Consider the following 25,504-nt stretch of genomic DNA (forward strand, 5'->3'; position numbering starts at 1 on the left):
TCCGCTTTTCTATTTAACAAGCTGCGCCTTATAAGCAGGCTGGCAGTATACACAGATGTGGACATTGACGTCGGCAATGAGGATGTCGGCGGCATTGTATTCAATATCACAGAATGAGCAGGCAACCATTTTGTCTTCTTCGAATGCTTCAACAGTTTCAGGAATAGGGTCATTTACCTTGATAAGCTCTACCCAGATGCCTTTTGAAAGCGGAAGATTGGTCTTTAAATATTCATTGGCTGCCTCTTCTGTTTCCCAAAAGCCTAAGTCCCACAGCAGTTCATTTGCGCTTCCATCCTGTGTCATCAATCCATAAACTGTTTTCATTATCTTTCGTCTCCTCTCAGACGGAAATTAAGATCAATAGATTTCTTATCTCTTTTCCGCTTTTCTTAAGTATTAAACCATTTGCAGGAATTTCCAGATCGGGCAGGTCTATTTCATCCGGCAATAGAAATTAAGAATATATCTTGGCTGTAACCGATTTGTAACTGGGGCTGATTAGGATGAAGGCAGGAAGATTTGCAGCAAACAATTGATTTCAAGGGGGAGAAAGGATGAAAAAGAATACAGGGAAAATGGCATTGGGCTGCCTGATGTCGCTGATGGTGGTCTTTTCGAGTGCCTGCAGTTCAGAAGAATCGGGAGGCAGCGGGGATGAGAAGAGCGATCCGATCAAAATCGGCGTGCTGGCCTCGCAGACAGGCGGGCTTGAGTCATATGGGGAACAGACACTCCGCGGCTTTGAGCTGGGCCTGGAATATGCAACAGACGGTAAAAATGAAGTGGCTGGAAGGAAGATTGAATTCATTGTAGAGGATACTGAAACAAAGCCGGAAGTGGCCGTCCAAAAGGCGACAAAGCTGCTTGAGGAAGATGAAGTTGACTTCCTGGTCGGATCCTCCAGCTCCGGTGATACATTGGCTGTTCTTCCCCTCGCAGAAGAATATGAGAAAATCATGGTCGTCGAGCCGGCGGTAGCTGACAGCATCACAGGCTCAGAGTTCAATCCTTATATTTTCCGGACCGCGCGCAACTCTTCTCAGGATGCAGTCGCTGGTGCTGCAGCCATCGCTGGTGAAGGTGTAAAAATAGCGACGCTTGCTCCTGATTATTCTTTCGGGCGCGACGGTGTGGCTGCATTCCGGGATGCAGCGGTGAAGCTTGGCGCTGAAATTGTCCATGAAGAATACGCGGATCCTGCCGCAACCGACTTTACTGCAAACATCCAGAAAGTGATTGATTCCAAGCCGGATTATCTGTTTGTTATCTGGGCGGGGGCCAACTCACCCTGGAATCAGATCGCTGATATGAAGGTCCAGGATAAAGGCATCAAAATTTCCACAGGCGCACCGGATATTGCTGCCCTTGCGACAATGGAGCCATTGATCGGGATGGAAGGGTTCTCCGTCTACTATCACGATCTTCCGGATAACGAAATCAACAGCTGGCTGGTAGAGGAGCATAAAAAGCGGTTTGACGGGGATGTGCCGGATCTCTTCACTCCAGGAGGCATGAGCGCCGCGATCTCCATCGTTGAAGCACTGAAGAAAACGGAGGGCAGTACAGATGCAGACACGCTCATTGAGACAATGGAAGGAATGAGCTTCGAGACGCCGAAGGGGAAGATGACATTCAGGGCAGAAGACCACCAGGCCCTTCAGGCATTGTACGCAATCAAGCTGGAGAAAAAGGATGGTGTCCCATACCCTGTACCGGTGCTTGTGAGGGAACTGTCACCTGAAGAGACAGCGCCTCCTGTACTGAACAAGTAAGTGAAAACCGGATTATAAAATGCAGTAATGGCAATGGACTCCGGCAGCAGGCCTGAGTCCATTGCTGCAAAGCGGATCCGGGGAGAGCCGGGCATTCTTTTGGAGTATGCCGCAGGCAGCTGAATATAAAGTGGAGGTGGGCATGTGGGTCCAATCATAGAAACAAAAGATTTATCAATATCATTCGGAGGCCATAAAGCAGTGGATTCTGTCTCGCTTGCTGTCCCGGAAAATGAATTTTTATCAATTATCGGTCCAAATGGAGCCGGCAAAACGACGTTTTTCAACCTGCTGAGCGGTCAGCTCGCCCCTACAGGGGGATCTATCCATTTGCGAGGGGAAGACATCACAAAGCTTTCTCCTGTTGAAAGGACGAGAAGGGGAATCGGAAGAAGCTTTCAAATTACCAATGTATTTCCAAGTTTGACTGTGTTGGAGAATGTAAGGCTTGCAGTCCAGTCGCAGGCAGGCATCCGCTATCAGATGCTGCGCCATTTCAAAATGTACAAAGAGCTTGAAGAAAAAGCGTCTGAATGGCTGAAGCTGGTATTGCTTGATAAAAAACAGGATGCAGCCGCCGCCAATCTGGCGCACGGCGAGAAAAGGAAGCTCGAGATCGCTATGCTCCTCGCCCTGAATACCGAGGTTTTGCTTCTGGATGAGCCGACAGCAGGAATGTCGCTGGAAGAGGTTCCGGCCATCCTTGAAGTCATCAGGAAAATCAAGCAGGAGAGCGGGAGGACCATCATTCTGATTGAACACAAAATGGATATGATCCTTGATTTATCAGACAGCGTCATGGTCCTGTTCAATGGCTCGCTTCTGGCTAAGGGGACTCCTCGGGAAATCATGGAAAATGAAACGGTGCAATCCGCATATCTGGGAGGTTTTGAGCATGCAGGCTCAGCTTAAGCTGTCAGATGTCGAAACGTATATAGGCCAGTATCATATCCTGCAGGGAGTCTCGCTGGAAGTGGCAAAAGGGGATGTTACCGTGCTTCTGGGCCGCAACGGCGCAGGGAAGACCTCCACCCTCAGAACCATCATGGGGCACAATGTCCTGAGCAAAGGAAGCATAGAGTGGAAAGGGACAGAAATCGGCGGACTGCCTCCTTATGAGATTGCGAGAAAAGGGCTTGGCTATGTGCCGGAGGACCAGGGGATATTTGCGGGGCTGACAGTTGAGGAAAATATGAAGGTGGCCATGCGGAAAGAGACTCCTTCCGCTTTGGAAAAGCTGGATTGGACCCTGGACCTTTTCCCGGATTTAAAACGATTCTGGAAAAAGCCGGGCGGCCTTTTAAGCGGAGGACAGAAACAGATGCTTTCCATCGCACGGGCTTATGTGAATGATAATGATTTAATGCTGATTGATGAGCCGAGCAAAGGACTCGCACCGATCATGGTTGAAAAAGTAATGGATTCAATCATGCAAATGAAGGAAAAAACCACGATCGTCCTTGTGGAGCAGAACTTTATGATGGCGAGTACGGTTGGCGACCGCTTCTACATTATTGATGATGGAAGAACGGTAGGGGGCGGCCCGATGTCAGTGCTGAAGGAAGATGAATCTATGAGGAAAAAATATTTGGGCATTGCCTAGAAAGGAGAGTATAAGATGGAGGTGCTTATTAACCTTGCCATAAACGGGCTTGCGACCGGTATGCTGATTTTTTTGCTGGCGGCAGGGCTGACGCTCATATTCGGACTGATGGATGTCCTTAATTTTGCCCATGGCGGACTGTTTGCTTGGGGGGCCTACAGCGGGACATGGATATTTGCCCAGACAGGCAGTTTTGCTGCAGGGATCATCGGGGCAGTCGTGACCGGGCTCATACTGGGTTTTTTGACTGAACGGTGGATCATCAAGCCGGTATACGGGAATCATGTCCAGCAGATATTGATCACACTTGGCCTGATGCTTGTATTATCTGAGCTTCTTAAGGTTGTCTGGGGCCCCAATCAGCTGTCAGCTTCTCCGCCATCCTACCTGGCCGGAAGCTGGGAGCTTGGCGGAGTGATCATTATTAAATACAGGGTATTCATCATCATCGTCGGCCTGCTCGTTTTCCTCGGGGTGCAATATATCTTGCGCAACACAAAAATCGGACTCGTTGTACGGGCCGGTGTCATGGATAAAGAGATGGTCCAGTCCCTGGGGATCAATATTAAAAGAGTCTTTATGATTGTTTTCATGGCAGGATCGGGAATGGCCGCATTGGGCGGGGTGCTTTTAGGCCCGTATTCGGGTGTCATCCATGCGGAGATGGGGATGGAGTTTGCCATCCTTGCTTTCATCGTTGTTGTAATTGGAGGGATGGGCAGCTTCTCGGGATCCATTCTTGCTGCCATTCTGGTAGGGCTTGCCGGAGCCTTCATGTCCTATTATGTTCCATCCCTTTCCCTGGCCGTTAACATGCTGCTGATGGCTGCCGTGCTTATCTTCAGGCCGCAGGGGCTATTCAGATTGAAGGGGCGGGGAGTATGAAGCATACCATTGATAATAAAAAGGCCATGATCTACACCTTTATAGCAGCGGCATTGATGCTGCTTCCATTTGTATATGAATCAAGGACCATGCTGATCTTGTTTACACAGATCTTTATTTTTGCCATTTTTGCCATGAGCTACGATATCCTGCTTGGATATACAGGGATTGTTTCCTTCGGCCATGCCATGTTTTTCGGGATCGGGGCCTATACAGCAGGCGTGATGATGAAAAGAATGGAACCGACGATGGTGAACCTCCTATTGGCTGTGCTGCTGACAATTGTTCTGACCGCAGTCCTCAGTTATGCAGTCGGCCTTCTGACACTAAGGCTGAAAAGCCATTTTTATGCCATGCTGACCCTGGCATTTGCCGGCCTTTTCCTGGTTCTTGCCGAGAAGTGGAGAACCGTTACGTACGGAAACGACGGATTTACCTTCCGGGTCCCGGATCTATTAAAAGACCGGACAGACTTCTACTTCATCTGCCTGGCGGCTATGATTCTCGTTTTTATGATATTGTCGCGGTTCACCCATTCTCCGCTCGGAAGGGTGCTCCAGGCCATCCGTGAAAATGAACAGCGGACAGAGTCCCTTGGCTATAATGTAATTCAGTACAAAATTGCCGCAAGTGTTGCAGCCGGTGTTATAGCAGGGATTGCCGGGATGCTGTACAGCATATCCCTCCGCTTTGTCAACACGAGCGTATTTACGATGGATATCACTCTTGATGCCCTGCTGATGACGATTATAGGCGGGGTCGGAACATTGGCGGGGGCTATCATCGGGGCGGGGATTATTGAATTTGCCCACCACGGGCTGACAGAACTTGCAAAGGTCCATTGGATTTTTGAACGGTGGATCATCTTCTTTGGAATCATATATATACTGGCCGTGATGTTCTTTCCGAAAGGGATTCTCGGGACGCTCAAAGGGAAGCGATGGAAACGCACGGGAAAAGAAGCAGACAAAAAAGAAGAAAAGATTGCCGGCTAGGGGGGAGAAGATGGTTCATGGCCAGGTTGCCTCGTTCATTATCCGGATTTATCTGAGTGATCAGGAAGGAACACCAGGCAAAAGGAATTGGAGGATTAAGGTGACGCATGTGCAGGAAGACAGGGAAACATTCTTTGAAACGCTGGAAGAAGCCAATGATTATATGAAATTGGCAGCCGGGGCGATGGGGCCGGTGCAATAAGGAGGCGGAAAATCTGGATATCGGAATAGCGGCAACAGGCATTTATTTGCCGGAAACATATATAACAAGTGCAGAAATTGCCAAAAAAGCAGGAATCCCGCTTCATATTGTTGAAAATAAAATGGGTATCAAAAAGAAGCCGGTTCCAGGCGCAGAGGATCACACCTGCGAGATGGGAATCAGGGCTGCCCGCGAAGCAATCAGGAAAGCTGGAATTGATCCGCTGGAAATTGATCTGGTCATTTATATCGGCGAAGAATATAAAGAATATCCCTTATGGACAGCAGGCATTAAGCTTCAGCATGAAGTCGGGGCCTATAATGCCTATGCATTTGATATGGCCCTCCGCTGCGGGACCGCTATAATGGGGCTGAAGACAGCGAAGGATATGATGTCAGCAGATCCCGGCATATCGACAGTCCTGCTTGCCGGCGGCTACAGGAACGGGGACTTCATTAATTACGAAAATGAAAGGACCCGGTTTATGTTTAATCTGGGAGCAGGGGGCGGTGCGATCCTTTTGAAAAAAGGACTGTCCTCAAACAGGCTGCTTGAAAGCGCCATCATAACCGATGGATCTTTTTCAGAGGATGTTGCGGTAGTGGCCGGAGGGACTAAGAACCCCTTAACGGCAGAGGCGCTTGAAAACGGTCTTTACCAGCTTGATGTAATGGATCCGGCAGGGATGAAGCAAAGGCTGGAGCAGAAGTCCATGGAAAACTTCCTGAAGGTAATAAGGAAAGCGGTTGCAAAAAGCGGCTATGCAGAGGATGATATCCATTATCTTGCGATGCTCCATATGAAAAGGTCCGCCCACGATTTTGTCCTTCAGGAGCTTGGCCTTGGACAGGGGCAATCCATTTACCTGGAGGATTTTGGGCATATTGGCCAATTTGATCAAATATTGTCATTGGAGCTTGCTGAAAAAGAGGGAAGGCTGGCACCCGGGAAAATAGCTGTCCTGGTCAGTGCGGGCATCGGCTATGCCTGGGGAGCTTCTGTCATTAGATGGGGGGAAGATGGAAAGTGAGCAAGAATGAAGAACTGAAAAAGATTGTTTTGAGCAGCGGGGAAACCATCAGCTGGAGGGAAAGGGAAGGCGGCGGGCAGAAGCTGCTGCTCATCCATGGCAATATGACTTCCTCGAAGCATTGGGACCTTGTGTTTGAACATCTGGACCCGAAATATAAGCTGTATGCGATCGATCTTAGAGGGTTCGGCCAATCCAGTTATTTCGAGCCAATCCGTTCCATCAAAGACTTTTCGGATGATGTAAAGCTTTTTTGCGATGCCATTGGCCTCTCCGATTTTTCCGTTGCCGGCTGGTCGACGGGAGGTGCGGTTGCTATGCAGCTTGCTGCAGACAATCCCGGCCTATGCAATCGCCTGATTCTTTTGGCCTCAGCTTCCACAAGGGGATACCCGTTTTACGGGACGTCAGGGGATGCTGTGCCTGATTCATTAGCACGCCTGACCAGCCTGGAACAAATAAGGGCGGATAAGAGCAAGACAATTCCTGTGCAGTCGGCTTATGACAGAGGGGACAGGATGTTTCTAAGGGCGATGTGGGATGCCCTTATTTATGATAAAAATCAGCCGGAGCCTGCAAGATATGAAGAGTATCTGGATGATATGCTGACACAGCGGAATCTTGCTGAAGTCTATCATTCTCTTAATATTTTCAATATAGGTTCCGTCCCGAATGGTGAAGAACCCGGAACAGGGGACGCGGATAAAATTAAGGTGCCGGTGCTGGTCCTGAGAGGCGACCGTGATCAGGTAATAACAGCGGGGATGGCCCGGGAAATCCTTGAGGACATCGGAAGCAATGCACACTTTGCAGAATTGAAGGATTGCGGCCATTCCCCGCTTGTCGATGATATCGGGCAGCTGACTGATGTGATGTCGGAATTTTTGGATAAAGAGCTGGAGGTATTAAAGTGAGACTAAAAGAGAAAACAGCCATTATTACCGGGGCGGCCAACGGTATTGGATTTGCCGCAGCCGAAAGATTTGCACGTGAAGGGGCCAATGTGGTCCTGGCCGATTTTGATGAGGAAATCGGCAGGGAAAGAGAAGGGGAGTTAAATAGAGAAGGACTTCATGCCAGGTTTATTCAGGTAGACGTATCAAAAAGGGAAAGCATTGACGAACTGGTCCGGCAGGTGCTTGAGGAGTATGGGAGAATCGACATTCTGATCAATAACGCAGGGATCACCCGTGACAGCATGCTGGCCAAAATGGCTGCCGAGGATTTCCAAAAAGTGATTGACGTCAACCTGACCGGTGTATTCCATTGCACCCAGGCTGTGATCCCAAGCATGATTGAACAGGGGAAAGGGAAGGTCATCAGCACTTCATCTGTATCAGGCGTTTATGGAAATATCGGCCAGACCAATTATGCTGCCGCAAAGGCCGGGGTTGTGGGCATGACAAAAACCTGGGCAAAGGAGCTGGGCCGAAAAGGGATCAACGTCAACGCCGTCGCCCCCGGCTTCATCCATACAGGAATGACAGCAAAGGTGCCTGAGAAGGTGATCGGGCAAATGAAACAGATGGTGCCGCTTGGTCGCCTGGGCAGCCCGGAGGATATTGCCAATGCCTATTTATTCCTTGCCTCTGATGAATCTGATTATATTAATGGAACCGTCCTGCATGTGGACGGCGGCATTATGATGTAAGAATAGTTTGACGGGAGGTAGAAAAATGAGGACTGTAGTTATCGTATCAGCTGCAAGGTCTCCGGTCGGAACCTTCGGAGGTGCATTCAAGGATCTCCTGCCAACCGACCTGGCTGTACCAGTCATAAAGGAAACTGTAAAAAGAAGCGGTTTGGAAAATCATGAAATCGATGAGGTGATCCTCGGTCATTGCATCCAGCGGACCGACCAGCCCAACACGGCCAGGACCGCAGCGCTGCTGGCAGGGCTTCCGGATGAGACCTCGGGATTCACTGTCCAAAGGCAGTGTGCATCCGGCATGCAGGCGGTCATTTCGGCAGCTCTGCAAATCCAGGCTGGCATATCTGATATCGTAGTGGCAGGCGGTGTGGAGGCTATGAGTTCAAGCCCTTACCTCCTAAAAGATCACCGCTGGGGAGCGAGGATGCAGCATGGTAAAATTACCGATTCTGTATGGGAAATTCTCGAGGATCCGATCCACCATATTATGATGGGTGAAACTGCTGAAAATCTGGCAGAGCTTCATGGGATAACAAGGGAAGAGCAGGATGAAATGGCACTGCTGAGCCATCAGCGCGCCCTGAACGCCATTGAAAAAGGTTATTTTGAAGAAGAAATTGCCCCTGTAACAGTCAAGCACAGGAAAGGGGAAACCGTTGTATCCCGGGATGAGAACCCTCGGCTTGACCTCACAGCAGCAAAGCTTGCCGGCCTAAAGCCTGTTTTCCGGGAAAATGGAACCGTGACGGCGGGGAATGCCTCCAGCCTGAATGATGGGGCAGCAGCACTGGTGCTGATGTCCGAAGAAACGGCAATGGCAAAAGGGCTTACGCCGCTAGCCCGGATTGCCGGATTTTCAGTATCAGGCGTCGACCCTAAAATCATGGGAAGGGGACCTGTGCCGGCAGTCAGGAAAGGCTTGCAGCAGACTGGCTGGTCTCTGGAGGATGCAGACCTGATCGAAGTGAATGAAGCATTCGCAGCCCAATATCTCGCTGTTGAAAAGGAGCTTGGCCTGGACAGGAGCAAGGTAAACGTCAACGGCAGCGGCATCAGCCTCGGACACCCGATCGGCTGCACAGGAGCAAGGCTCATCGTCAGCCTGGTGCATGAACTGAAAAGAAGAGAACTGAAAAAAGGCATCGCCTCCCTCTGCGTCGGCGGAGGCATGGGAGCCTCGGTTTTTATAGAAAGATAACAAGAGAGGCACGAGATGCCTCTCTTTCTATTTACAGACAGAAGGGATGGGTGAAATTATCCTGTCTTTCTAAGGGGAACTTTATGCCCAAAAAGTATAGAAAACCCTGTTGATTGGAGTGGAAGGCACGCAGACTCCTGCGGGAAGATAGCGGCAATGCTGAGACCCCGCAGCGCCCAGCGTGAGGAGGCTCAGCGTCGCCCCGCGGAAAGCGAAGTGCCTGGAACGCAAATCAACAGCCCCCATTCAAAAAGATATTCATAAGCTAGTGAATAAATCCTTTTTCCCTGCATTTGCCCTAAGTCCAACTATTGCAAATTAAACTAGTAACCCCATCAGCTCCCCAGCAGTCACAACCTGCGCAAACTCCTTATTCAGCATCGCCAATTCAATCTCATGCACCTGCTCAGGAGGATAAACCGTGCCTCCAGTACCTTTAACCTCAAACGCGGCACAAGCATCGGAAACAAGATAGGTGGTGAAGCCCAGATTGCCCGCCATCCTTGCAGTGGTTGAGACGCAATGCTGCGTCGATAAGCCGGTTATACAGACATTCTGGATATTTTCGCCTCTTAAATAGGACTCCAGGCTTGTACCGATGAATGCAGAATTCACTTCTTTCTGAAAAACCTTCTCATCCGGCAGCGGGGCATTGGCATCTTTAAAGCTCACACCCTCTGGATTATCACGATACAAAGGAGAAGACGGCTGAACCGATAAATGCTGCGAGTAAATGATCTTCCAGCCTCTTTTTCTCCACTCATCCTGCAGCTGCCCGATGACTTGTTCTGCGGCGGGATTGTTTCTTTTCCCCCAATAAGGGTCGTCAAAGCCCTTTTGCACGTCCAGGACAAGCAGGGCTGGCGGAGAATCCATCTTTTTCAAAGGCGCACCTCTTTTCTCGGATTAATAACTCAGCTTTATTATTTCCGGAGTATGGAAAATCATCCAGGTGTAACTCTTCTGCAACTGATGTTATTTACACTCTCCATATCAAAGATGAAGGAGAGATTGCATTGTGGAGGGAAATCGACTGGCTGACCAATAGAGCGGGGCTGTCGCCCGGCTCCGTGGCAGTTATTGACGCTGAACAGGGGAAATCCTGGACATATAAAGAGTTGAACAGCAGGGCGGAGGCTTTGGCGGGCTGGCTGCTTGAAAGGGGAGCTGCAAAAGGTGACAGGATCGCGCTGCTTGCGCCTAATCATATAAGCTGTCTGGACTTTCTGTTTGCCTGCGGAAAAATCGGGGCTATTTTCGTGCCGGTCAACTGGAGGCTTGCGGCGGAAGAGATCCAGGCTATACTGGCAGACTGCACCCCCGTAATTGTAGGCTATCATTATTCATTCATTGAACTCGCATCACGCCTGCAGCTGCATCAATATGAGTCTGTCTGCCTGGATGAAACACCCTTCAGGATGCCTGGCCGCCCATTCATTCCTCCATGGCAGGTCGATGAGGAGGATCCCCTTGCCATGATTTATACGGGGGGGACGACCGGGAAGCCGAAGGGAGCTGTGCTTTCCCACCGGGCGATCTTGTGGAATGCCGTCAATACGGCAGTCAGCTGGGGGCTTACGAACCAGGATACGACCATCACTTATCTGCCGATGTTCCATACCGGGGGCATCAACGCCCTTACTCTGCCTTTGCTGTTGGCCGGAGGCAAAGTCGTGCTCGCCGGGAATTACAATCCGTCTGATGCAGCCCGTTATATCAGGGAATATCAGTGCACCATCATCCTGCTTGTGCCTACGATGTACCATATGCTGATAGATACAGATGAATTTAAGGAAGGCTCGTTTGAATCCATGAGGGTATTTCTTTCTGGAGGTGCTCCGTGTCCGCTTTCGATTTATGAAGAATTCAGGAGGAAAGGATTGCACTTCAAAGAGGGCTACGGCATGACGGAAGCCGGGCCGAATAATTTTTATATCTCCCCGCAGGAAGCTGTGCTGAAAAAAGGATCCATCGGAAGGCCGATGCTGTTCAACACAGTCAAGGTCTTGGCAGAAACAGGCGTCGAGGCAGGAAGTGGAGAAGTTGGAGAGGTTTTGATAAAGGGGCGCCATGTCTTTTCCTGCTACTGGAATAATGAAGAGGCCACAAAGGACGCAGTAAGAGATGGCTGGCTCTATACCGGTGACCTCGCAAAAGTCGATGATGAAGGATTTTTCTATATAGTCGGACGGAAGAAGGATATGATCATCACCGGAGGGGAAAATGTATATCCGCTCGAAGTGGAGCAGTGGCTGGGCTCCTGCCCGCAAGTGGATGAAGTATCTGTCATTGGGATCGATGACCGGAAATGGGGGGAAGCAGTAACGGCATTCATTGTGCTGAAGGAAGCAGCTGCCATGACCAAAGATGAGATAAAGGGTTATTGCAGGCAAAAGCTCGCTGCTTATAAAGTACCTAAATTCATTTATTTTCTTGATAAACTTCCAAAGACCCATGTGGGAAAGATCGACAAAAAGCAGCTGAAAATGACTGCGGCAGAAATGGCAGCTGCTAAAGAAGGATAATTCGGCATCCCTATCGAATAAAAGGGTACTCCCGGCGGCTGAAAGCCTGCTGGAAACAACTGGGGAGATCCTTATGATTACAGAGAAAATGCTGGAAGGCGAAAATATCAGACTAGGCTATTTTGCGGAAAAAGATCTGGAAAACATATTAGAGTGGCATACAGGAGAGCTTTTTATGCGCCATCTTGATGCGGTGCCTGTAAAGCCGCGAACGAAGGATGACCTGAAAAAGCAATGGCTGGAGGAAACCAGTGATGCGTTCCGATTTGCTGTCATCCATAAAAACACTGAAAAGGTAATCGGGTTTGCTGAGGTTAATGGTGTGCTTTGGACGCATAAGACTGCCTGGGTCAGCCTGGGCATCGGCAGCGAAGAGCACTGGGGGAAAGGATATGGAAGAGAAGCGCTTCAATGCCTGATTGACTATAGCTTCAATGCCTGATTGACTATAGCTTCAATGAACTGAATCTCCATCGCCTTCAGCTTACCGTGTTTTCCTATAACAGCCGGGCCATCAGGCTGTATGAAAAATTCGGCTTTAAAAAAGAAGGAGCCTTCCGTGAGTTTATGGAACGAAACGGGCAAAGATATGATATGTTCCTCTATGGACTCCTCCGCAGAGAATGGCAGAAAAGTCCGGAATGACAGATTCCGGGCCTTTTTGTGCTGACAGGATAATCGCGGCTGGCAGAAATGACCGGCAGGGTGATTAAATCGGTCAGCCTCGGACAGAAGCAAGAAGGGTTGCTTTGCCCGTTCCCCTTCTCCCTACAAATCCCTCTCCGCCTTCTCAAGCCTATGAACTATCACCAAATCAATTGCAAAACAGCATAGCAGAAGAATGAGCACCCCTGCAAAAGGCAGGATGGCGGCAGCTGGCGAGGCAAGGCTCGCCCCGGTTAAGAGAACGAAAGAGTAGAGTGATAAAGCTTTGGCGCGCCGCTCTCCGCCCAATGATCCAATCAATGTGATGATCGAAGGAATCAAGAGAGAGATCGAGGCGACGAAAGAGACTGATAGAATAACAAGCATTTCCGCCCCTGTGAGAAGAAGGCACATGCTCAGGATCCCAAGCCAAAGGCCGGTTATTAGTGTGCGGTAAACCCCGAATGTTTCAATTAATCTGCCGGTGAAAAGGGATAAAATGGCGCCTGCCATGCCTGCCGCCCTAAGAAGGAACAGTTCCTGGAAGGTGCCGCTGAATTGCCGCGCAAGGCTGTCATAGAAAGCTGCAAACGAAAACAGCAGAGTAAAAGCAATCACATAGCATGACAGAAGCCTGGTATTTTTCAGCAGGACCGCAAAGGATGAAAAGACGCTTTCCCGGACTGCAGGCTTTCCTGTCGCAGGCAGCAAAATCCAGGCCAAAATGAATAGCGCGAGATAGCATACAGAAAAAAATAAAAAGACAGATTGCCAGCCATAATGCAGGGTAAGGACAGAGCTGATCAGCTGGCCGAGTATGCCTGCAAGGAGAAAGCCCGTATTGATGAGCACAAGCAGAAGCGTTCTCCCGCGGCCCGAAAATAAGTCGAAAGAATAGGCAAAAGCCACAGGTGCAAAACTTCCGAGAACAAATCCCTGAAGTGACCGGAGGAAGTAAAGGCTGACTTCACTGCCGGAAAGTCCGACCGCAAAGGTGGCAAGCGCAGAAGCGAGCATCCCAAAGACAATGACCTTCTTTCTGCCTGCCCTGTCTGACAGGGGGCCGAATGTTAAAAGGCCGATGGCATAAAAGATGGAAAAAAGGCTTCCGGCTGTGATGATTGCTCCTTCATCTGCATGGAGAGAGGCGGCCATTTCACCGTATATGGGAATGAGGGTATAAATATTCGAAGCGACCAGTATCCCGGAAATGACAAGCAGGGCTCCGGAGACGGACAAACCTGGTTTCATAGCGTGAGTTATCCCTCCTTTTTTGAAATTTTTGGGGCTTGAAGATTCTTATGCTTACGCTACAGCCTGCGTTTCTTTATGAATTTGTCTCTTTTGTTTTTATCAATATATGCACGCGGGGATGTGCTGGAAAGTTGTTCCCATCCAGGTGTATCCCATTGGCAACAGTGACGGAAAAATAGTATAATAATAGATAAATAAGGGCAGCCGCTTCCATGCTGTCTGGTATAAAAATAGAGTTGTTATTTCCAAAGGCGCAGAACAAGCTGCGCCTTTTTCGCACTTAAATAGCAGAATGAAGGGTATCCGAAAAGCCTTCACGGCCGGACGGAATCCGGAAGATGGATAATAGGGGAGGACCACGGATGTCTGTACGTTTTATATTAGGCCGGAGCGGCAGCGGCAAGACTTCGCTCTGCCTTGAAGAAATCAGGGAGAAAATGAAAATCGAGCCGAATGGCCATCCAGTTGTTTATCTGGTGCCTGAGCAGATGACATTTCTTTCGGAATATAAGCTCATCACAACCCCGGGGCTTGGCGGGATGATCCGTACACAGGTCTTGTCATTTACAAGGCTTGCCTGGAAGGTGCTGCAGGAAACAGGCGGGATCAGCCGCTATCATTTGAACAGCACCGGCGTTAATATGCTCATCAGAAAAATAATTGAAGATAAAAAAGATGAACTGAAAATCTTTCAGCGGGCGGCAGGCAAGAACGGCTTTATCGGCCAAATGGAGCAGATGCTGACAGAATTCAAACGGTACTGCATTGAGCCGGGAGCTCTTGCAGGGAAACGGGAAGAACTTGAATCCCGAAGGGGCAGCAGGGGGCTTCAGGACAAGCTGCATGATATGGAATTGATCTATAAGCAGTTCGAAGAAGGCCTTCTTGGCAAGTACGTAGATTCTGAAGACTATTTCCGCCTTCTTACTGAAAAAGCAGGGATGTCGGAGTACCTGAAAAATGCCGAGGTGTATATCGACGGCTTTTACAGCTATACGCCCCAGGAATATATGATCATCCAGCAGCTTATCAGAGTCTGCAAAAGAGTGACGGTGACATTTACGCTTGACAGGCCATATAAAACAGCAGTCCCGGAAGATCTTCATCTTTTCAGGATGTCGGCAGAATCATACCAGTCGGTCTATGAGATTGCGGGGATGGCCGGGGCCGAGATGGAACAGGAAGTGCTACTCAATGGTCAGCAGCGCTGGGACAATGACTCGCTCCGCCATATGGAAAGAGCCTTCAGCAGCAGGCCTGCCGAGCCTTTTGCAGGAAAAGCAAACGTCCATATTGCACAGGCAGTGAACAGGAGAGCAGAAATAGAAGGTGCGGCCAGAGAGATTAAGAGACTGGCAGCAGAAGAGGGATACCGATTTAAAGACATTGCCCTTTTAATGAGGAATGGATCAGTTTACCATGACATCATTGAAACCATCTTTGATGATTACGGGATTCCGTTTTTTATCGATCAAAAGCGGACGATGATGAACCATCCGCTTATTGAGCTTATCCGCTCATCACTTGAGGTCATTACCGGCTACTGGAGGTATGAGCCTGTTTTTCGCGCAGTCAAAACCGAACTGCTGTTTCCGTCCCGGGCGGATCTTGGCGTGATCAGGGAAAAAATGGACAAGCTTGAAAACTATGTTCTGGCATATGGTGTCCAGGGCGAGAAGTGGACAAAAAAGGACCGCTGGAATTACCGCCGCATCAGGGGGCTTGAATTTGAGCAGATCGTCCAGACCGACTTGGAAAAAGAGCGGGAAGAAGAGCTGAATCAAATGAGGGACCTGATCGCTGCACCGATACTCCGGCTCTCCAGGAGGCTTAAGAAGGCCGACAGCGGAAGAAGGCTGTGCGAGGCTGTCTATCTTTATTTGGAGGAATTGGATATACCGACGAAGCTGGAGCGCTGGAAGCTGGAAGAGGAAGATAAGGGGAATCTTGTAAAGGCAAGGGAACATGATCAGGCCTGGAATGCTGTCATGGAGCTTCTGGACCAGTTTGTAGAAATGCTCGGGGATGAGAAGATCAGCATGAAGCAGTTTGCCTCAATCCTTGATTCAGGAATGGAATCTCTCCGCTTCTCTCTTGTTCCGCCGGCTATGGACCAGGTGCTCGCAGCAGACCTGGACAAATCTCGTTTGTCGGATATAAAGGCAGCGTTTGTCATCGGGCTGAATGAGGGTGTCCTGCCTGGCAAGTTCACTGAGGAAGGAGTGCTTGCTGATGCTGACCGGGAGAAGCTTCTGCAGTCAGGGCTTAAAATTGCCCATGGCAGCAAGGTCAGGCTCCTGGATGAGGATTTTCTGGCTTATCGCGCCTTTTCCACACCTTCCTCCCATCTGTACATCAGCTATCCGCTCGCCAATGAAGAGGGCAAGGCACTGATGCCGTCGCCTTATATCAGCCGGGCAAACGAACTGTTCCCGGAGGCGGGGCAGCTGATGTGGATGGCCGATCCGTTCGAACTTCCTGAGGAGGAGCAGCTATTATTCGCCATGAACGAGGATACGAGTCTTTCTTATCTGGCTTCCCAGCTCCAGATGAATAAAAGAGGCTATAAAATCAGCGGAATCTGGTGGGATGTCTACAATTATTATCATGCCCATCCAAGGCTCGGGGACACGGCCAGAAAAGTACTTTCCAGCCTGCATTACGAAAACAGAACGGCCAGGCTTTCGGAAGAGGCTGCCAAGGAGCTTTACGGGGAAACGATCCAGGCAAGTGTATCAAGGATGGAGCTTTTCCACAGCTGCCCATTTTCACATTTTGCCCAGCATGGCCTGAAGCTCCGGGACAGGAAGGTCTTCCGCCTGGAAGCGCCGGATATCGGAGATCTGTTCCATGCTGCGTTGAAATTCATAGCTGAGACCGTCATGGATAAAAGGATGTCCTGGTCTGACATGACAAGGCAGGAATGCGAGAAGCTTGCCAAAGAAGCGGTGGAGATGCTTGCGCCAAAGCTTCAGAATGAGATACTGCTGAGCTCGAACCGCCACTTTTATATCAAGCGTAAGCTCGAAAATATCATCAGCAGGGCTTCGTATATACTGAGCGAGCACAGCAGGGCAAGCGGGTTCTCCCCAGTCGGCCTTGAGCTCGGCTTTGGCCCTAAGGATAAACTTCCGCCTCTGTCCTTTAAGTTGAGGAATGGGACGAACATGGAGCTGGTCGGCCGGATTGACCGGGTTGATAAAGCGGAGAATGAAAATGGCGTATACCTTCGGGTGATCGATTATAAATCCAGCGCAAGGGATCTGAATATCAGTGAAGTCTACTATGGGCTTGCTCTGCAGATGCTTACCTACCTGGACATCATCATCACCCACTCAGGGGATATAGCAGGGAAAAAGGCCGATCCTGCAGGAGTCATGTACTTCCATGTCCATAATCCGATTGTGAACTCTCCGAAGCTTCTCACACTCGATGAGATTGAAGAGGAGATCTTTAAGAAGTTCAAAATGAACGGCCTTCTTCTCGGCGATGAAAATGTATTAAGGCTCATGGACAAGACACTTGATTCCGGCGACTCCTCGATTATATCGGCTGGATTTAAAAAGGACGGCACCATCACGAAAAAGTCCAAGGTCGCCACAAGGGACGACTTCGAGAGCCTTCGGAAATTTGTCCGGGGAACCTACACAAAAACCGGGGACGCGATCATCAGCGGATCAGCAGATATTTCCCCTTATAAAATGAAGGACAAGGTGCCTTGTACATTCTGTTCGTTCAAGTCAGTCTGCCAGTTTGATGAATCGGTTGAATCGAATGAGTACAGGGTGCTTTCCCCTAAGTCAAATGAAGAACTGATGGATAAGATACGAAAGGAGGCGGGAGAGAATGGCTAAAGCTATTATTCCTCCAAAGCCGGAGGGGGCAGCCTGGACAGATGACCAGTGGAAGGCAATCATGGCTTCGGGCCAGGATATCCTTGTGGCTGCAGCTGCAGGCTCCGGAAAAACGGCAGTGCTGGTTGAAAGGATCATCAATAAGATCGTATCCAGGGAAGAGCCGGTCAATGTGGATGAGCTCCTCGTCGTGACCTTTACGAATGCGTCTGCCGCAGAGATGAGGCACAGGATCGGGGAGGCACTTGAGAAAGCGATAAACAGGGATCCGCAGTCTGCGCATTTGCGCAAGCAGCTCAGCCTGCTGAGCAGGGCTTCGATTTCCACTCTTCATTCATTCTGCCTTGAAGTGATCCGGAAATATTATTATCTGATCGATATCGATCCCGGCTTCCGCATTGCCGATGAGACAGAGGGGCAGCTCCTCAGGGATGAAGTCCTTGAAGAACTGTTCGAAGAAGAATACGGCAAGGAAAACAATGAAGACTTTTACCGGCTGGTCGATGCTTTCACGAGCGACAGGAGTGACACAGCCCTCCAGGATATCATCAGGGAACTGTACGATTTTGCACGGTCCAATCCGGCACCAGATCAATATCTCGATAAAATCTCGGACATGTACGAAGTCAGCAGTGATGCAAAACTGGAAGAGCTTCCGTTCATGTCAAGCGTCTTGTTTGATATCGGACTGCAGCTTGAGGGAGCAAGGCAGCTGCTGGAAAATGCGCTTGAGCTTGCCAAAACGCCTGGCGGGCCTGCTCCAAGGGCAGAGAATTATATGGACGATATCAGGGCAGTTGAGACCTTGATTGCCGCAAACAATGATTCCTGGTCCAGTTTAAATGAAGCCATGCAGCTTTGGAGCTTTGGCCGTGCGAAAAATTGCAAAGGCGATGAATATGATCCCGATCTGGTCAAGCAGGCCCAAAAGTATAGAGATAAGGCAAAGAAAATGATCCAGGATCTGCAGGCGGAATTCTTTTCGCGCAGGCCGGAAAGCTTCATCCGGGATATTGGGGAGATGAAGCCGCATATCGATGTACTCGTCCGGCTCGTCCGGTCCTTTTCAGAGAAATTCAACAGTGTGAAAAGTGAGAAGGGACTTGTTGACTTTGCTGATCTGGAGCATTTTTGCCTGGAAATCCTTTCTGATCCTTCTGCAAGGAAGGAGGGAGCCATCCTGCCTTCAGAGCCAGCTCTTACTTACCGGGACCATTTCAGGGAAGTGCTTGTTGATGAATACCAGGACACCAACATGGTCCAGGAAGCAATCCTGCAGCTCGTGACGAAGGAGGGGGAGGAGACTGGCAATCTGTTTATGGTTGGAGACGTGAAGCAATCCATTTACCGGTTCAGGCTGGCAGAACCCAATCTGTTCCTCGGCAAATATACTCGCTTTACTGTGGACGGAGAGAAAACAGGATTAAAGATCGACCTTGCAAGAAACTTCCGCAGCAGAAAGGAAGTGCTTGACGGGACCAACTTCCTTTTCAAACAGGTGATGGGAAAAAAAGTAGGGGAAATCGATTATGACCAGGCTGCCGAGCTTGTAAAGGGAGCTTCGTATCCTGAAGACCTTCCGTATCCTGTTGAGCTTCATCTGATCGACCTGGACGGACAGGAGAAGGCCGAAAGCGGGGAAGCAGATGAAACGGATGCAGGGTATGACCTTGAGGATCTCGAGCAATCACAGCATGAAGCAAGGCTGATGGCTGAGAAAATCAAAGAAATGCTGTCATCCGGGAAAAAAGTGTATGAACCGAAATCGGGAGCATATCGTCCTTTAATGTACCGCGATATTGTCATCCTTCTAAGGTCGATGACATGGGCTCCGCAGATTATGGAGGAATTCAAAAAGCAGGGAATTCCGATTTATGCAAATCTGTCTTCAGGCTATTTTGAAGCTACCGAGATCGCCATTATGATGAGCCTTTTAAAAGTGATAGACAATCCGCATCAGGATATCCCGCTTGCCTCTGTTTTGCGGTCTCCGATAGTCGGCCTTAACGAAGAAGAGCTTGCCCAGATCCGCATCGCCGATAAAAAGGGTTCCTACTATGAAGCGATGAAGGCATTCTGTGAAACAAAGAAAAGCGGGGATCTGTATGATAAAGTAAAGCCGTTTTTCCTGGATATTGCGGAATGGAGATCGATGGCGAGGAAAGGCGGTCTTTCTGAATTGATCTGGCAGCTGTACCGGGACACGCATTTCTATGACTTTGCCGGAGGGATGCCCGGCGGCAAGCAAAGACAGGCTAATCTCCGGGCACTGTATGACCGGGCACGCCAATATGAGGAAACTTCCTTCAGGGGCCTTTTCCGCTTCCTGCGTTTCATTGAACGGATGAGGGAACGGGGCGATGACCTTGGTGCAGCGCGCGCACTCGGCGAACAGGAGGATGTGGTGAGGATGATGACCATCCACAGCAGCAAGGGGCTTGAATTTCCTGTCGTCTTTGCTGCAGGCCTGGCAAGGCAGTTCAATACGATGGATTTGAAAAAACCCTATCTGCTTGATAAGGAATACGGATTTGCGGCCAAATATGTGAATCCGGAGAAGCGGATTTCCTATCCATCCCTGCCACAGCTTGCTTTTAAAAGGAAAAAGAAGATGGAAATGCTGGCAGAGGAAATGCGCGTTCTGTATGTAGCACTGACTCGTGCCAAAGAACATCTTTTTCTTGTGGCAAGCGTGAAAAATGCGGACAAAAAACTGGCCGGCTGGCAGCAGGGTGCCAAAAAAGACAGCTGGCTGCTGGATGAATATGACCGGGCGGCTGCTTCCAGCTATCTTGATTGGATCGGCCCCGCACTTATCCGCCACCGGGACGGGGAGCCACTGAGAAGCGGGCAGGAGGATGCCGCAGCAGGAAGCCAGGGAGAAATCGCTTTACATCCTTCATCCTGGAGCGTTGAGGTCAGGCAGGCAGCCGCCACTCCTGCTCAGGAGGAGGACAGTGATGAAGCCGGGGAGCAGTGGATTGACAGCGTATATGAAGGCAAACCGGTCCCGGCTGAGTCCCCTTTTAAAGAAAAAATAAAGAATTCACTTTCCTGGCAGTACAGCTACCCTTCCGCAGCTTCCCATAAGTCAAAGCAATCTGTCTCAGAAATGAAGCGGCAGAGTGAAGTGAAGGATGAAGAGAGCGGCAGCGATCTCGTCAGGAATCTGAAAAAGCCGATCCTGAACCGGCCAAGGTTCATGCAGGAGAAATCAATGACACCTGCCGAAAGGGGCACGGCGATGCATATGGTCATGCAGCATGCAGACCTTTCCAATCCGGTGACAGAAGAGTCCATTGAGAGACAGCTGGCGGAGATGAAAGATCGGGAGCTTCTCACGGATGAGCAAGTCCAGGTGATAGACCCGGCCCTCATCGCGGGATTCTTCCAATCGCCTCTTGGCCAGAGGATGAGAAAGGCTGCAAGGATCCAGCGGGAGGTTCCTTTCAACCTGGCATTGCCGGCAAGAACCGCCTACCCGGACTGGAAGGGCACAGAAGAACCGGTGCTTGTCCAGGGGATCATTGACTGCATTTTCGAGGATGAGCACGGTACAGTCCTGCTTGATTATAAGTCTGACAGCATCCATGGGCGCTACACGGGCGGATTTGAGGAGGCAATGCCGGTCCTCAAAAGACGGTATGATGTTCAGATAAGCCTGTATGCAAAAGCTTATGAGGCTATTACTAAGGACCCTGTTGATGAAAGGTATCTATTCTTTTTTGACGGAGGCCATATTTTAAAGCTGGAATAGGGATAATAGGAAAGCAAAAGGGGAGACTCTTTTGCTTTTTTGTTCATTAAGATGAAGTTGGGGAAGGAGCTGACCACATGGGGAAAAAAAGCCATGCAGAGGGTATATGCGAGCTCTGCGGACGTAAGCCTGTCGCAGTGACGGTCCATCATCTAACACCGAAGGAGTTCGGCGGAACATTCCTGCCGACGGCCAATCTATGCATTCCGTGTCATAAGCAGATCCATGCTTTATACCCGAATTCTGAATTGGCAGTGAGGCTGAATACGATCGAACTTTTGAAGGATGATCCCCAGATAGCCAAGTATCTGAAGTGGATTAAAAAACAGCCTTCATCAAAGCTGACGAAGGCTAAAAAATCGAATGCAAGAAAAAATTGAGATTGCAAAGGCTGCTGTTATGACGCCGGAAGGAACGGAAGCCCTTAGTTATTCCCGACGTTTGGCTGATCTATCAGATTGGTGTCAAGTACATTGCTGGCATTGAGGCCGTTATTTGTGATGATGAATCCGCCCGTATTGAAGGCGCCCTGGCCGCTCGTTGATTTGGAGTTATTTTTTGGGGAGATGTACAGGGCATCCCCGAATTGCACAATTCCCCCTCCAACGTTGACAATCTGCACAGGTCCGATGATTGCAGGCATTGTACCACTTCCTTTTTTCTGGCATTGCTTCTCCGCCCCTTCGGTCAGGTTTCCTGAAGAGGCAGGAGCTGGCGGATATGCTTGACGCGCGACTCCATAGAAACATGGCCGCTGTTTCCGATATGAACCAGTGATGAAGCTGATATACCGATAATATCTATAGAATCCACTTTAATGGCTGGTTTGCCCTGATGTACATACATTTGAAGGGGATCTTCAAGGGCTGGAAGGGGAAGGGGCTCTGTAAAGATAGAATAATCACTGTACCTTCCCTCATTTGCGAAAAAGACCTCAGCTTGGCGCTGTACGGCAAGCGCTCTTGAAAACGCCTGTATAAACTCAGAATCTCCCACCTGCAAGATGGAGGAAAAAGAGACGGTATCCACATTCAGTTTATTGACTATTGCTGTTCTCTGAAGCATGTCATCACTCCGGAGTCAGCGGCACGAAGGGTCCTATTATAAGGGATTCCGCCGGAGTATCAAAGGTTGAGGCAAGCTGGATGGTCTGGGTGTCCCCGACCATGAGCAGAGAGGAGCTTGATACACCGAGTACGCGGATGCTGCCTACATTCAAGTCTCTGTTATAAACCTCGAAGTTCATTCTTTCTTCATCCCTTTCATATTTTCGGGCAGATTCCCAAGGAAGGCTTTCACTCCGTTGCGGATCTCCCCTTTTATCAGGGAAGCTGCCTCTTTCCACCAGCCTTCGGGATTCCTTGCCATCTGCTGATTATTTTGAGCCTGCTTCACATAGTAATCAACCCTGCTGGGCAGCTGTTTTTTAACATCTTCTTTTATGAAAGAAAGATAGGAAGAGTCCGCCTCCATATCCAGAGCAGCGGCTGCTTCTGCAAAGACTTGCGGCAGATCTTTCTCAAGGAAAGCTTCGATATCTTCCTCAATTTCCACGATTCTTTGCATCTGCCCCTGCGGGTTGGCCGGAACAGAGACATTGCTGCCTTTAACGGCAAAGTCTTCTATTCCCTGGAGCTCCGACGGATTCAATCCGATATTCAGTGTCCCTTCCAAGGTTTCAACCTTCAGCTGGTCGAATTTGTATTCAATGGTATCAACCTGTATCGGCGGGCGGTCTTTGAGTGCAATCAGCTGCTGCTGCAGTTCGCCGGCCAATTTCTCCAGCTTTTTGATCCTGCTGTCCTGATACTGGACAAACTGATGGAGTTTCTGCATATACGTGTAAAAATCCTGATTCAAGCGGCCACCCCTTTTCTTGTATAGTTTTCCTGGACGTTACCTGGCATAAGCGGGGGCACTCGGCGTGAGGGGAACTGCCGGCGCTTCGATTGGCGTTCCCCCTGGAGACGATGCCTGGGGTGCAGGCTCCAAGAATCCCCCGGTATTATACAAAAAGGAAGCAGGCTTAATGATTCCTGCACTTCCAATCTGGAAGACTGATGAGTTAGTCAATCCGCCTATACGAATGTTGTTAATCTGTATTGTTTGCTGTATATAGAAATTCATAGTATCACCCTATGTCAAGCATTGAAATAATTGCCCTGATCGACCCCGTCCTGGTCAAACGTATTGGTCGTGCTCTGCCTGTTATAGACATTGAGACCATCTCCGGTATTGAACGAGCCAGCGCCGGAAAAGGTTTTGGCATTGGAAAGAGGCATGATTTTGTAGACATCCCCGATATGGAAGACAGAACTGCTTCCGATTGATACTACCTGTGCGACTCCTACGATTGCCGGCATATTAAAACATCCTTTGACTATTAGTTTCTGTACTATCGTATGTGCCTATGGCAGGAGTGTGATAAAAAAGCCCAAAATAATGGTGCTGAAGCTATCCTGCTGTGTAATTAAAAGTAAGATATGATAAAATGACAGTAAATTCAGACTTTTAAGGAGGCTGCTTATGCAAGTACCATTGCTGCTCACACAATTCTTAGACCGCGCCGTTTCGCTGTATGCTGATAAGGAAGCCATTTTTGCCGATGAACGGAGCTTTACCTACCAAGAATTGGGCAGCCGGGTGAACAAGCTGTCATTTGGCTTAAAGGGGCTTGGGGTGGAAAAAGGCGACAGGATTGCCTATCTTGCGCCGAATTCAGTGGAGATGCTGGAAGGGTTTTATGGTGTTTTCCAGACAGGCGGCATCATGGTCCCGCTTAATATCAGATTGAAGCCGGAGGATTATCTTTACATACTGAACCACAGCGGGGCGAAGGTCCTGTTTGCCGATCAGGATCTTTATCATCTTATCCTGCCGGTCAAGGAACAGCTCCAGACAGTTGAAAAAATTATTGTCCATTATAAAAATGACCAAACGGCAGAAGTGGGATATGATGATTGGCTCAAAGAGCAGCAAGAGGGCCGGTTTCCCCGGGTGCAGCTGGATGAGAATGACGTCTGCAACCTGCTGTATACAAGCGGAACGACCGGAAATCCAAAGGGAGTCATGCTCACCCATCGGAATAACTATCTTCATGCTTTAAGCACGATGCACCATCTCAGGGTAACCGACAAGGACGTCCTTGTTCATGTGCTCCCTATGTTCCATGTCAACGGCTGGGGGTCGCCTTTCTATTACACTGCAAACGGCGCATCCCAGGTATGCCTGAGGAAGGCAGATCCTGAAACCATCTTCCAGGCTCTGAGGAAGCACAATGGGACAGTCCTCCATATGGCGCCTACGGTTCTTAATTCGCTGCTGCAATATCATGGCAGCAGCAAGCTGCCGGCAGGAGGAGATGTTCGTGTAGTCATTGCCGGTTCTGCACCTCCGCCGGCATTTGTTGCAAAGGCAGAAAGGGAATTGGGATGGGAATTCATCCAGGTGTACGGAATGACGGAATCTTCCCCGCTCAGCACAATTTCTTCTATCCGGTCCCATCTATCAAATCTGCCGGAGGAAGAACAATACCGAATGAAAGCAAAAGCCGGCTATAGCATGATTGGCTGTGAAGTGAAGGTTGTTGATGAGAACGGAGAAGCTGTCAGGTATGACGGTAAGCAAATAGGTGAAGTGATCACAAGAAGCAATGGAGTCATGAAAGGCTACTGGAAGAATGAAGAGGCGACGATGGAAGCGATCCGCGGCGGCTGGCTTTTTACAGGAGATATGGCCACTGTGGATCTTCACGGCAATATAGATATTGTAGACCGAAAGAAGGACATCATCATTTCCGGAGGGGAAAATATCTCTTCCATTGAGGTGGAAGGGGTGCTCTATGACCATCCGGCTGTACTCGAGGCTGCTGTCATTGCCGTGCCTCATGAAAAATGGGGAGAAACGCCGCATGCCTTCATTGTGAAAAAGGAAGATGCAGAAATAGCCGCAGAAGACTTCATCCTGTTTACCAGGGAAAGGCTGGCTCATTTTAAAGCTATAACAGGTGTGACCTTCGTGAAGGAGCTTCCGAAGACCGCATCCGGAAAAATACAGAAAATCCGGCTCCGTCAAGAATACTGGAAGGCTGACGGAAAAGGCGGGCGTTTTGTCAACTAAAGCAAACATGA

Annotated in this window: 26 protein-coding genes; 17 read left to right on the forward strand and 9 right to left on the reverse strand. The window is 49.5% G+C overall.

Annotation, left to right across the window (positions count from 1 at the left end):
• Window positions 1-9 precede the first annotated feature (9 nt).
• A complete protein-coding gene (locus ABU165_RS14865) occupies window positions 10-327 on the reverse strand; it encodes a hypothetical protein (RefSeq protein ID WP_009793998.1) in 318 nt (105 codons plus the stop codon).
• Between the two features lie 230 nt (window positions 328-557).
• Here ABU165_RS14865 and ABU165_RS14870 point away from each other — a divergent pair, with 230 nt between their 5' ends.
• The 10 genes from ABU165_RS14870 (at window position 558) to ABU165_RS14915 (ending at window position 9,339) form a co-directional block, all read left to right on the forward strand.
• Window positions 558-1,775, forward strand: coding sequence for a substrate-binding domain-containing protein (locus ABU165_RS14870; protein WP_148950123.1), 1,218 nt, complete (start codon window positions 558-560; stop codon window positions 1,773-1,775).
• 144 nt (window positions 1,776-1,919) lie between these two features.
• A complete protein-coding gene (locus ABU165_RS14875; protein ID WP_009794001.1) occupies window positions 1,920-2,687 on the forward strand; it encodes an ABC transporter ATP-binding protein in 768 nt (255 codons plus the stop codon).
• A complete protein-coding gene (locus ABU165_RS14880; protein WP_009794002.1) occupies window positions 2,671-3,378 on the forward strand; it encodes an ABC transporter ATP-binding protein in 708 nt (235 codons plus the stop codon). Before ABU165_RS14875 ends, ABU165_RS14880 begins: the two co-directional genes overlap by 17 nt.
• A gap of 15 nt (window positions 3,379-3,393) precedes the next feature.
• A complete protein-coding gene (locus tag ABU165_RS14885) occupies window positions 3,394-4,263 on the forward strand; it encodes a branched-chain amino acid ABC transporter permease (RefSeq protein WP_009794003.1) in 870 nt (289 codons plus the stop codon).
• The gene (locus tag ABU165_RS14890) at window positions 4,260-5,258 is read left to right on the forward strand and encodes a branched-chain amino acid ABC transporter permease (protein WP_148950125.1); all 999 of its coding nucleotides are present in this window, start codon (window positions 4,260-4,262) and stop codon (window positions 5,256-5,258) included. Before ABU165_RS14885 ends, ABU165_RS14890 begins: the two co-directional genes overlap by 4 nt.
• Before the next feature lie 10 nt (window positions 5,259-5,268).
• Window positions 5,269-5,460 carry a hypothetical protein gene (locus ABU165_RS14895; protein WP_009794005.1) on the forward strand — a complete coding sequence of 64 codons (192 nt, stop codon included), beginning with the start codon at window positions 5,269-5,271 and terminating at the stop codon, window positions 5,458-5,460.
• 46 nt (window positions 5,461-5,506) lie between these two features.
• Window positions 5,507-6,490, forward strand: coding sequence for a 3-oxoacyl-ACP synthase (locus tag ABU165_RS14900; RefSeq protein WP_318060218.1), 984 nt, complete (start codon window positions 5,507-5,509; stop codon window positions 6,488-6,490).
• On the forward strand, window positions 6,469-7,404 hold the full coding sequence (gene phaZ / locus ABU165_RS14905; RefSeq protein WP_009794007.1) for an intracellular short-chain-length polyhydroxyalkanoate depolymerase: 936 nt from the start codon (window positions 6,469-6,471) through the stop codon (window positions 7,402-7,404). The genes ABU165_RS14900 and phaZ overlap by 22 nt, the downstream gene beginning before the upstream one ends.
• A complete protein-coding gene (gene fabG, locus ABU165_RS14910; RefSeq protein WP_009794008.1) occupies window positions 7,401-8,141 on the forward strand; it encodes a 3-oxoacyl-ACP reductase FabG in 741 nt (246 codons plus the stop codon). The genes phaZ and fabG overlap by 4 nt, the downstream gene beginning before the upstream one ends.
• A gap of 25 nt (window positions 8,142-8,166) precedes the next feature.
• On the forward strand, window positions 8,167-9,339 hold the full coding sequence (locus tag ABU165_RS14915; protein ID WP_318060219.1) for a thiolase family protein: 1,173 nt from the start codon (window positions 8,167-8,169) through the stop codon (window positions 9,337-9,339).
• A gap of 318 nt (window positions 9,340-9,657) precedes the next feature.
• On the opposite strand, the gene ABU165_RS14920 is transcribed toward ABU165_RS14915, so the two are convergent.
• Window positions 9,658-10,215: a cysteine hydrolase family protein gene (locus ABU165_RS14920; RefSeq protein ID WP_248137364.1), complete on the reverse strand. Its 558-nt coding sequence runs from the start codon at window positions 10,213-10,215 to the stop codon at window positions 9,658-9,660.
• A 140-nt stretch (window positions 10,216-10,355) separates the two neighbouring features.
• Here ABU165_RS14920 and ABU165_RS14925 point away from each other — a divergent pair, with 140 nt between their 5' ends.
• From ABU165_RS14925 to ABU165_RS14935, 3 genes are all read left to right on the forward strand, one after another.
• Window positions 10,356-11,864 carry a class I adenylate-forming enzyme family protein gene (locus ABU165_RS14925; protein WP_148950129.1) on the forward strand — a complete coding sequence of 503 codons (1,509 nt, stop codon included), beginning with the start codon at window positions 10,356-10,358 and terminating at the stop codon, window positions 11,862-11,864.
• Between the two features lie 73 nt (window positions 11,865-11,937).
• Window positions 11,938-12,306 carry a GNAT family N-acetyltransferase gene (locus ABU165_RS14930; RefSeq protein ID WP_318060220.1) on the forward strand — a complete coding sequence of 123 codons (369 nt, stop codon included), beginning with the start codon at window positions 11,938-11,940 and terminating at the stop codon, window positions 12,304-12,306.
• 20 nt (window positions 12,307-12,326) lie between these two features.
• Window positions 12,327-12,509, forward strand: coding sequence for a GNAT family N-acetyltransferase (locus ABU165_RS14935; protein ID WP_318060265.1), 183 nt, complete (start codon window positions 12,327-12,329; stop codon window positions 12,507-12,509).
• Between the two features lie 123 nt (window positions 12,510-12,632).
• Here the strand turns inward: ABU165_RS14935 and ABU165_RS14940 are convergent, their stop codons facing one another.
• Window positions 12,633-13,760, reverse strand: coding sequence for an MFS transporter (locus tag ABU165_RS14940; protein ID WP_318060221.1), 1,128 nt, complete (start codon window positions 13,758-13,760; stop codon window positions 12,633-12,635).
• A gap of 365 nt (window positions 13,761-14,125) precedes the next feature.
• On the opposite strand from ABU165_RS14940, the gene addB reads away from it, so the two are divergent.
• The 3 genes from addB (at window position 14,126) to ABU165_RS14955 (ending at window position 21,754) form a co-directional block, all read left to right on the forward strand.
• Entirely contained in the window at window positions 14,126-17,617 is a 3,492-nt protein-coding gene (gene addB, locus ABU165_RS14945) for a helicase-exonuclease AddAB subunit AddB (RefSeq protein WP_129611902.1), read from the forward strand.
• Window positions 17,610-21,374: a helicase-exonuclease AddAB subunit AddA gene (gene addA / locus ABU165_RS14950; protein WP_318060222.1), complete on the forward strand. Its 3,765-nt coding sequence runs from the start codon at window positions 17,610-17,612 to the stop codon at window positions 21,372-21,374. The genes addB and addA overlap by 8 nt, the downstream gene beginning before the upstream one ends.
• A 77-nt stretch (window positions 21,375-21,451) precedes the next feature.
• Window positions 21,452-21,754 (forward strand): HNH endonuclease, encoded by a 303-nt coding sequence (locus ABU165_RS14955; protein ID WP_009794016.1) that lies wholly within the window; start codon window positions 21,452-21,454, stop codon window positions 21,752-21,754.
• A gap of 44 nt (window positions 21,755-21,798) precedes the next feature.
• Here ABU165_RS14955 and ABU165_RS14960 read toward each other — a convergent pair whose 3' ends face one another.
• The 6 genes from ABU165_RS14960 to ABU165_RS14985 are packed head-to-tail and all read right to left on the reverse strand — an operon-like array spanning window position 21,799 to window position 23,737.
• A complete protein-coding gene (locus ABU165_RS14960) occupies window positions 21,799-22,017 on the reverse strand; it encodes a spore germination protein (RefSeq protein WP_009794017.1) in 219 nt (72 codons plus the stop codon).
• Between the two features lie 44 nt (window positions 22,018-22,061).
• Window positions 22,062-22,439 carry a spore germination protein GerPE gene (locus ABU165_RS14965; RefSeq protein WP_009794018.1) on the reverse strand — a complete coding sequence of 126 codons (378 nt, stop codon included), beginning with the start codon at window positions 22,437-22,439 and terminating at the stop codon, window positions 22,062-22,064.
• Window positions 22,440-22,443: 4 nt separating this feature from the next.
• Window positions 22,444-22,620 (reverse strand): hypothetical protein, encoded by a 177-nt coding sequence (locus tag ABU165_RS14970; protein ID WP_009794019.1) that lies wholly within the window; start codon window positions 22,618-22,620, stop codon window positions 22,444-22,446.
• The gene (locus ABU165_RS14975) at window positions 22,617-23,234 is read right to left on the reverse strand and encodes a spore germination protein GerPC (RefSeq protein ID WP_022543592.1); all 618 of its coding nucleotides are present in this window, start codon (window positions 23,232-23,234) and stop codon (window positions 22,617-22,619) included. The genes ABU165_RS14970 and ABU165_RS14975 overlap by 4 nt, the downstream gene beginning before the upstream one ends.
• Window positions 23,235-23,270: 36 nt before the next feature.
• Window positions 23,271-23,501, reverse strand: coding sequence for a spore germination protein GerPB (locus ABU165_RS14980; RefSeq protein ID WP_009794021.1), 231 nt, complete (start codon window positions 23,499-23,501; stop codon window positions 23,271-23,273).
• 14 nt (window positions 23,502-23,515) lie between these two features.
• A complete protein-coding gene (locus tag ABU165_RS14985) occupies window positions 23,516-23,737 on the reverse strand; it encodes a spore germination protein (protein WP_009794022.1) in 222 nt (73 codons plus the stop codon).
• 163 nt (window positions 23,738-23,900) lie between these two features.
• Here ABU165_RS14985 and ABU165_RS14990 point away from each other — a divergent pair, with 163 nt between their 5' ends.
• Window positions 23,901-25,493 (forward strand): long-chain-fatty-acid--CoA ligase, encoded by a 1,593-nt coding sequence (locus ABU165_RS14990; protein WP_318060223.1) that lies wholly within the window; start codon window positions 23,901-23,903, stop codon window positions 25,491-25,493.
• Window positions 25,494-25,504 lie beyond the last annotated feature (11 nt).

This window comes from Cytobacillus sp. T106, assembly GCF_040492155.1.
Classification (GTDB): Bacteria; Bacillota; Bacilli; order Bacillales; family Cytobacillaceae; genus Bacillus_AB; species Bacillus_AB infantis.

Bases quoted from the DNA above. Each gene is read 5' to 3' on its own strand.
- ABU165_RS14885 (WP_009794003.1), top strand. From the start codon at position 3,394: ATGGAGGTGCTTATTAACCTTGCCATAAACGGGCTTGCGACCGGTATG.
- ABU165_RS14955 (WP_009794016.1), top strand. From the start codon at position 21,452: ATGGGGAAAAAAAGCCATGCAGAGGGTATATGCGAGCTCTGCGGACGT.
- ABU165_RS14870 (WP_148950123.1), top strand. From the start codon at position 558: ATGAAAAAGAATACAGGGAAAATGGCATTGGGCTGCCTGATGTCGCTG.
- ABU165_RS14965 (WP_009794018.1), bottom strand. From the start codon at position 22,439: ATGCTTCAGAGAACAGCAATAGTCAATAAACTGAATGTGGATACCGTC.
- ABU165_RS14980 (WP_009794021.1), bottom strand. From the start codon at position 23,501: ATGAATTTCTATATACAGCAAACAATACAGATTAACAACATTCGTATA.
- ABU165_RS14915 (WP_318060219.1), top strand. From the start codon at position 8,167: ATGAGGACTGTAGTTATCGTATCAGCTGCAAGGTCTCCGGTCGGAACC.
- addA (WP_318060222.1), top strand. From the start codon at position 17,610: ATGGCTAAAGCTATTATTCCTCCAAAGCCGGAGGGGGCAGCCTGGACA.
- ABU165_RS14920 (WP_248137364.1), bottom strand. From the start codon at position 10,215: ATGGATTCTCCGCCAGCCCTGCTTGTCCTGGACGTGCAAAAGGGCTTT.
- ABU165_RS14930 (WP_318060220.1), top strand. From the start codon at position 11,938: ATGATTACAGAGAAAATGCTGGAAGGCGAAAATATCAGACTAGGCTAT.
- ABU165_RS14960 (WP_009794017.1), bottom strand. From the start codon at position 22,017: ATGCCTGCAATCATCGGACCTGTGCAGATTGTCAACGTTGGAGGGGGA.
- ABU165_RS14985 (WP_009794022.1), bottom strand. From the start codon at position 23,737: ATGCCGGCAATCGTAGGAGTCGCACAGGTAGTATCAATCGGAAGCAGT.
- ABU165_RS14880 (WP_009794002.1), top strand. From the start codon at position 2,671: ATGCAGGCTCAGCTTAAGCTGTCAGATGTCGAAACGTATATAGGCCAG.
- ABU165_RS14970 (WP_009794019.1), bottom strand. From the start codon at position 22,620: ATGAACTTCGAGGTTTATAACAGAGACTTGAATGTAGGCAGCATCCGC.
- ABU165_RS14940 (WP_318060221.1), bottom strand. From the start codon at position 13,760: ATGAAACCAGGTTTGTCCGTCTCCGGAGCCCTGCTTGTCATTTCCGGG.
- ABU165_RS14895 (WP_009794005.1), top strand. From the start codon at position 5,269: ATGGTTCATGGCCAGGTTGCCTCGTTCATTATCCGGATTTATCTGAGT.
- addB (WP_129611902.1), top strand. From the start codon at position 14,126: ATGTCTGTACGTTTTATATTAGGCCGGAGCGGCAGCGGCAAGACTTCG.
- phaZ (WP_009794007.1), top strand. From the start codon at position 6,469: ATGGGGGGAAGATGGAAAGTGAGCAAGAATGAAGAACTGAAAAAGATT.
- ABU165_RS14890 (WP_148950125.1), top strand. From the start codon at position 4,260: ATGAAGCATACCATTGATAATAAAAAGGCCATGATCTACACCTTTATA.
- ABU165_RS14865 (WP_009793998.1), bottom strand. From the start codon at position 327: ATGAAAACAGTTTATGGATTGATGACACAGGATGGAAGCGCAAATGAA.
- ABU165_RS14990 (WP_318060223.1), top strand. From the start codon at position 23,901: ATGCAAGTACCATTGCTGCTCACACAATTCTTAGACCGCGCCGTTTCG.